Consider the following 5480-nt stretch of genomic DNA (forward strand, 5'->3'; position numbering starts at 1 on the left):
AAACCTATAAAAACAAAAACCAAAGTAATAGTAAAATTACTCTGGTTTAATTATTTATTTTTGTACTTAAATCTGTATCAGATTTTCAGGACTAGTCATGGTTCGGAACTTCTTAATTGATTCTATTTTGATATCACATTTGCATTAATTCACATTTTAAGAATCTTTTTCATAAATTTTGTTAAACAATTATTTAAATTTTAATAATTATAACATTCTGTTAGTCATTGTTTTATGTATTGTTTGTGTGTTGATGCCTGATTAAAAAGCCTCCTTGGCATGATTTTTACATCGTATTGTTTAGTAAAAATTTAAAATTAGAGTTATGAAAATGTTTAAACAGGCAATATTGCTGGCTGGTATTTTAACAGCAGGAATAGCAAGCGCACAGGATTCAAAAATGAACAATATGATCAAAGTGGGCGCAAATGTTGGTTTAGCAGTTCCCGCAGATAATCTTTCCGCTGCCGTAGGGGTAGATGTTTCTTATCAGAATCTTATTACTCCAGGATTTGGATTAGGTATTGCATCAGGATACAGTCATTATTTCGGAAAAGATAACAATGGTTATAAAAACAATGATGTAGGTGTAATACCTGTAGCGGCCTTAGTAAGAATTTACCCTAAACAAACAGGATTCTATTTCGGAACAGACCTTGGATATGGTTTCCTTGTTGGAGATAAAACAGTAGCGTCCAATACCAATGTAGAAAGAGCAAGCGGAGGTTTTTACCTTAAACCGGAGATCGGATACCACAACAGAGACTGGAACTTCTTCGTACAATACCAGAAGGTTTTTGTAGGGACTAAAGGAGATTTACCAGGTCAGGACTATAATGTGGGGAATATCGGAGTAGGCTTCGGTTATAATATTCCATTAGGAAAGTAGTTAGATTTAATATAAACAATTATTAACCAAACCTTTTCACGAAAGTGAAAAGGTTTTTTTCTTCCCTGCAGGATTTACGAAAAACAATTATTATATTTGGTAAAATTTGAGGTTATGATTCTGAATCCAAAATTTCCACTTTATTTACCAGGAGTAGAGAACAGTAATAATGATAATGTTTCTATCATTGGAGCGAGCCTCCGTGAAGATATGACCATCTTAGGCCATTTTGTTTCCAGTAACGGAAGTCTTGAGATAAAAATCCAAAATACATATTCAACAAAAGAATATACTTCTTTTACTGATATTTTAAGGAAGTTTATTCAAGATAATCAGCTGGAAAATGTAAAACGTCTTGGAATGGCTGTACCGGGTCCGGTACTTGACGGAAAAAGTAGTCCTGCAAGATTAGGATGGACTTTAGATATTGAAGAATATACAAGGGATTTCGGGTTTGAGAAAGTAAATATGCTGAATGACCTGGAAGCTTCTGCGTACGGAATGGCTCTCCTTGAAGACAACGATCTTGAAGCGATTTATACAAGTGGTCATCTCGAAAAAGGAAATGTAGCCATCCTTGCTCCTGGAAACGGGCTTGGTGAAGCAGGATATTTCTTTGACGGAAAGTATCTGAGGCCATTTGCTACAGAAGGAGGCCATTCAGAGTTTTCACCCCGAACGAATGTAGAAGTTGAATTTTACCAGTTCCTGAATAATATTTACGGAATTGTAAGCTGGGAAAATGTATTATCAAAATCCGGACTGTTTAATATCTACAGGTTCTTAAGAGATGTAAAAAGACACCCTGAGCCGGAATGGCTGGCTGAGCGTCTTTCAGGAGGTGATTTTGTAGAGGAGCTTTACAAAGCGGCTGTAGAAGATAATGTACTGATCTGTAAAATTGCATTGGATACATTCCTGGAATTTCTTGCCAGAGAAGCCAATAACTTAACTCTGAAGGTAAAAGCAACCGGAGGGCTGCTGATTGCCGGGGATATTCCTCAGATGGTCAGAGCTTATATTGATAAGGCTAAATTCTATGAAAAGTTTAAGATCAGTGATAAAATGGAAGAAATGCTGAAAAATATTCCAATCTATCTGGTCAAGCAAAATCATACAGCATTGAAGGGGGTAGCATTATATACTGCCTACTATCAGGAATAAAAACTTAGCTCCGAAATCATTTCGGAGTTTTTTTTTGATGATATTATTCATAAAAATAATTGTTTTTCTTGATATACATCAATGAAATCTATCGGACAGGATGGTTACCTTTGTGCTATCAAAAAAATAAATAATTTATTCAATGAAAAAAATATTTTTATTAGCAGTTTTAGCCGGCGGTCTGGCTTTCGGACAATCAAAAAAAGTAGTCGCTTCTGATGTTCACTGGTGGGGATACAAAGTGGCAAAATCTGAAGCAAGCTCTCATGATGGTACAGTAAAAGTAAAATCCGGGGATATGGTAATGAAAGGGAATCAGCTGGTAGGGGGAAGCTTCGTATTGGATATGACCTCAATCAACGCAACGGATCTTTCAGGAGAATATCAGCAAAAATTAAACGGACACCTTAAGAATGGTGATTTCTTTGAAGTTGAAAAATTTCCTACTGCTACTTTCAAAATTACTTCTGTAAAGAAAAATAATGATAAAATCTATAATTCCCTGGTAACAGGAAACCTTACGGTAAAAGGAAAAACCAATCCGGTTACTTTCCCGGCAAAGATTTCTTACAGTAAAGGAGTTGTAAGTTTAGTATCAAATAAATTCTCTTTCGACAGACAGAAATTTGATGTAGCATATAAGTCAACGATGCAGGATGTTTTTGTGAAAGATGATATTGATATGCTTGTAAAGGTTACTGCTCAATAAATTAATCAAAAAAATATTGTTAAAAGTGTAGAAGTTCTACACTTTTTTTTATTTTTGTTGAATTGTAAATAAAAAAGAATGAAAAGATTACTATTGTTTGCTATGGTGTGCGTAAGCATGTCATTTGTTTCTGCTCAGAGAAAATTTGATAAAGTTTCAAAAGTGACTTCATCAGAGATCAGATGGTGGGGATATAAGGTTGTTAAGACGGAGGCTTCTTCCCATTCAGGAACGGTAAAGCTGAAGAGTGGAAAATTCAACTTTGATAAAACGGTTCTGGTGGATGGAGAGTTTGTGATAGATATGAGAAGTATTATGGCCGGAGATGTTTCGGATGAAGATCAGATCAAACTGACAGATGACCTGAAAAGCACCAACTTCTTTGAAGTGAAAAAATTCCCGGTTGCAAAATTCCACCTGACTAAAATTATTCCTTTGGCAAACAGTGAATATAATTCTACAGTATATGGTGACCTTACTATTAAAGGGGTGAGAAAAACGATCTCTTTTCCTGCCAATGTATATGTAACTCAGTTTACTGTAGTCATTGAGTCAGCAAAGTTCTCTTTGAACAGAAGAGACTTTAAAGTATTCTATCAGTCTTCCTTAAAAGACTATTTCATTAAGAATGAAATGGATATCCAGTTCCGTGTGTCTACAGAAAAGCTGGATAACGAGAACAGGATTCCCGTAAAGAAAAAGAAATAAGATTAAATGTATATTGATAATAAAAAACAAAAGCAGTTCTCACGAACTGCTTTTGTTTTTTGTAATTTAGAAATAGCCGTATTATGGTTGCTTTTCAGTATAGGCTCTATTTCTTTTTCCGGATTTTTTAATAAATTAGTTCTATGAAAATTTATATTGTAAGCGGTCTCGGAGCAGATTTTAAAGTACTTGAGAGATTAGAGTTTCCTGAACACTGTGAACCGGTTTTTATAGATTGGCTGATCCCTGAAAAAAATGAACCTTTCCCTGCTTATGTCAAAAGAATGGCTGAAAAAATAGATGATTCCGAACCTTTCTGTTTACTGGGCTATTCGTTTGGTGGAATTGTGGTACAGGAAATAAATCAGATAAAGCCTGCTGAGAAAGTAGTGATCCTGGGAAGTATAAAATCAGACAAAGAAAAATCCAGATTTATAAAGACAGGTGAAGTAACTAAAATCCCGCGGATGCTGCCTGTAAGCCTGTTTAATGATAAAGCAGCCCATGTATATGCAGTAGTAAGAAAACTCTTTGATCCTAAAAATCCAAGGCTTCTTCAATATTTCAGGGTAAGGGATCCCTATTATCTGAAATGGTCTGTGGAAAAGGTTTCAGAATGGAAGTTTAAAGAAAACCCGAATGTAATCCAGATATTGGGAGATAAGGATATTGTTTTCCCTATACGGTATTCCAAACCGGATTATATCATTAAGGGAGGTACCCATCTGTTTCCTGCTACAAAATATAAGGAAGTTTCTCAAATATTAAGTGAAGTGTTTGCTGAAGAAAAAATAAATATTGTGTAATACCCTGTTTTTTTTACAGGGTATTTTATTTAAAATGTATTATTTTTGAAATTTTATATTTAAATTTGATAGGGTTAAATATAAAATTTTATGAAAGTAGGACTGAAATGGATTGTTTCGTTTGTGGTAATAGCTCTGGTTGCATGCGGAGGACTGTTCTGGACTCCTGCTGTGAATCTGCCCGATACCGGAGAGTTTCTCAGTGAAGATAAAATTGTAGGGGCTGACGTAGCCTGGATTCTGGCTGCTGCCGGTCTTGTACTGCTGATGACTCCCGGACTGTCCTTTTTTTATGGAGGAATGGTTGGAAAGAAAAATGTAATTTCTACTATGCTTCAGAGTTTTATTGCTTTAGGAGTGATTTCCATGGTATGGGTGGTAATTGGGTTTTCTTTGTCTTTCGGAGAGTCTTTAGGTTTCAATATGAATGGCAATCATTATGGAATTATCGGTAATCCTCTCAGTTATCCGTTCTTCAGTGGTGTTGGGGTATTACCTCATAAAATGATGGCATCTACCATTCCATTTATTCTTTTTGCATTGTTTCAGATGAAATTTGCTGTAATTACCCCAGCTATTATAACAGGATCTTTTGCCGAAAGGGTTCGCTTTATATCCTATCTTTTATTCATGGTATTGTTCAGTATTTTTATTTATACGCCGCTTTGCCATATGGTATGGCATCCTGACGGGCTTTTGAATAAGTATTTTGGAGTAAAAGATTTTGCCGGAGGTACAGTAGTGCATATGAGTGCTGGTTTTGCTGCCCTTGCCGGTGCCCTTGTTTTGGGAAGAAGAAAAAATCCGCATCACCAGCCTTCCAATATCCCATATGTGCTTTTGGGAACAGGAATGCTGTGGTTTGGCTGGTTTGGGTTTAATGCCGGGTCTGCTTTGAGTGCTTCTGGTTCTGCAGCAACTGCCTTTGGAACCACTACCATTGCTTCTGCTTCTGCCATGATGACCTGGATTTTTTTTGACCGGATCAACGGGCGGAGTGTATCCGCTTTAGGGGCTTGCATCGGTGCAGTAGTGGGACTGGTGGCAATTACTCCCGGATGTGGGTTTGTCAGCATTCAGGAAAGTCTCTTTATAGGATTTATTTCTGCAGTTGTTTCTAACCTGATGGTCAACTGGAAAGCTTTAAACAGGATAGATGACACCCTGGATGTTTTTGCCTGTCATGGGGTGGGAGGGATCATGG

General features: G+C 36.4%; 6 protein-coding genes. All 6 read left to right on the plus strand.

Translation table 11 applies throughout. The features are described 5' to 3' along the window. The first annotated feature begins 325 nt into the window (after positions 1-325). A complete protein-coding gene (locus DRF59_RS20550; RefSeq protein ID WP_115964471.1) occupies positions 326-889 on the plus strand; it encodes a hypothetical protein in 564 nt (187 codons plus the stop codon). Between the two features lie 114 nt (positions 890-1003). Further along, entirely contained in the window at positions 1004-2053 is a 1050-nt protein-coding gene (locus DRF59_RS20555; RefSeq protein WP_115964473.1) for a glucokinase, read from the plus strand. 142 nt (positions 2054-2195) lie between these two features. After that, on the plus strand, positions 2196-2762 hold the full coding sequence (locus tag DRF59_RS20560; protein WP_115964475.1) for a YceI family protein: 567 nt from the start codon (positions 2196-2198) through the stop codon (positions 2760-2762). Between the two features lie 78 nt (positions 2763-2840). Continuing rightward, positions 2841-3470, plus strand: coding sequence for a YceI family protein (locus DRF59_RS20565; RefSeq protein ID WP_115964477.1), 630 nt, complete (start codon positions 2841-2843; stop codon positions 3468-3470). Positions 3471-3613: 143 nt separating this feature from the next. Then, positions 3614-4276 carry an alpha/beta hydrolase gene (locus DRF59_RS20570; RefSeq protein ID WP_115964478.1) on the plus strand — a complete coding sequence of 221 codons (663 nt, stop codon included), beginning with the start codon at positions 3614-3616 and terminating at the stop codon, positions 4274-4276. 90 nt (positions 4277-4366) lie between these two features. Continuing rightward, on the plus strand, positions 4367-5480 hold a 1114-nt coding region (locus DRF59_RS20575), incomplete at its 3' end, for an ammonium transporter (RefSeq protein WP_133297278.1).

Source organism: Chryseobacterium flavum (genome assembly GCF_003385595.1).
In the GTDB taxonomy this organism is placed as follows: domain Bacteria; phylum Bacteroidota; class Bacteroidia; order Flavobacteriales; family Weeksellaceae; genus Chryseobacterium; species Chryseobacterium flavum.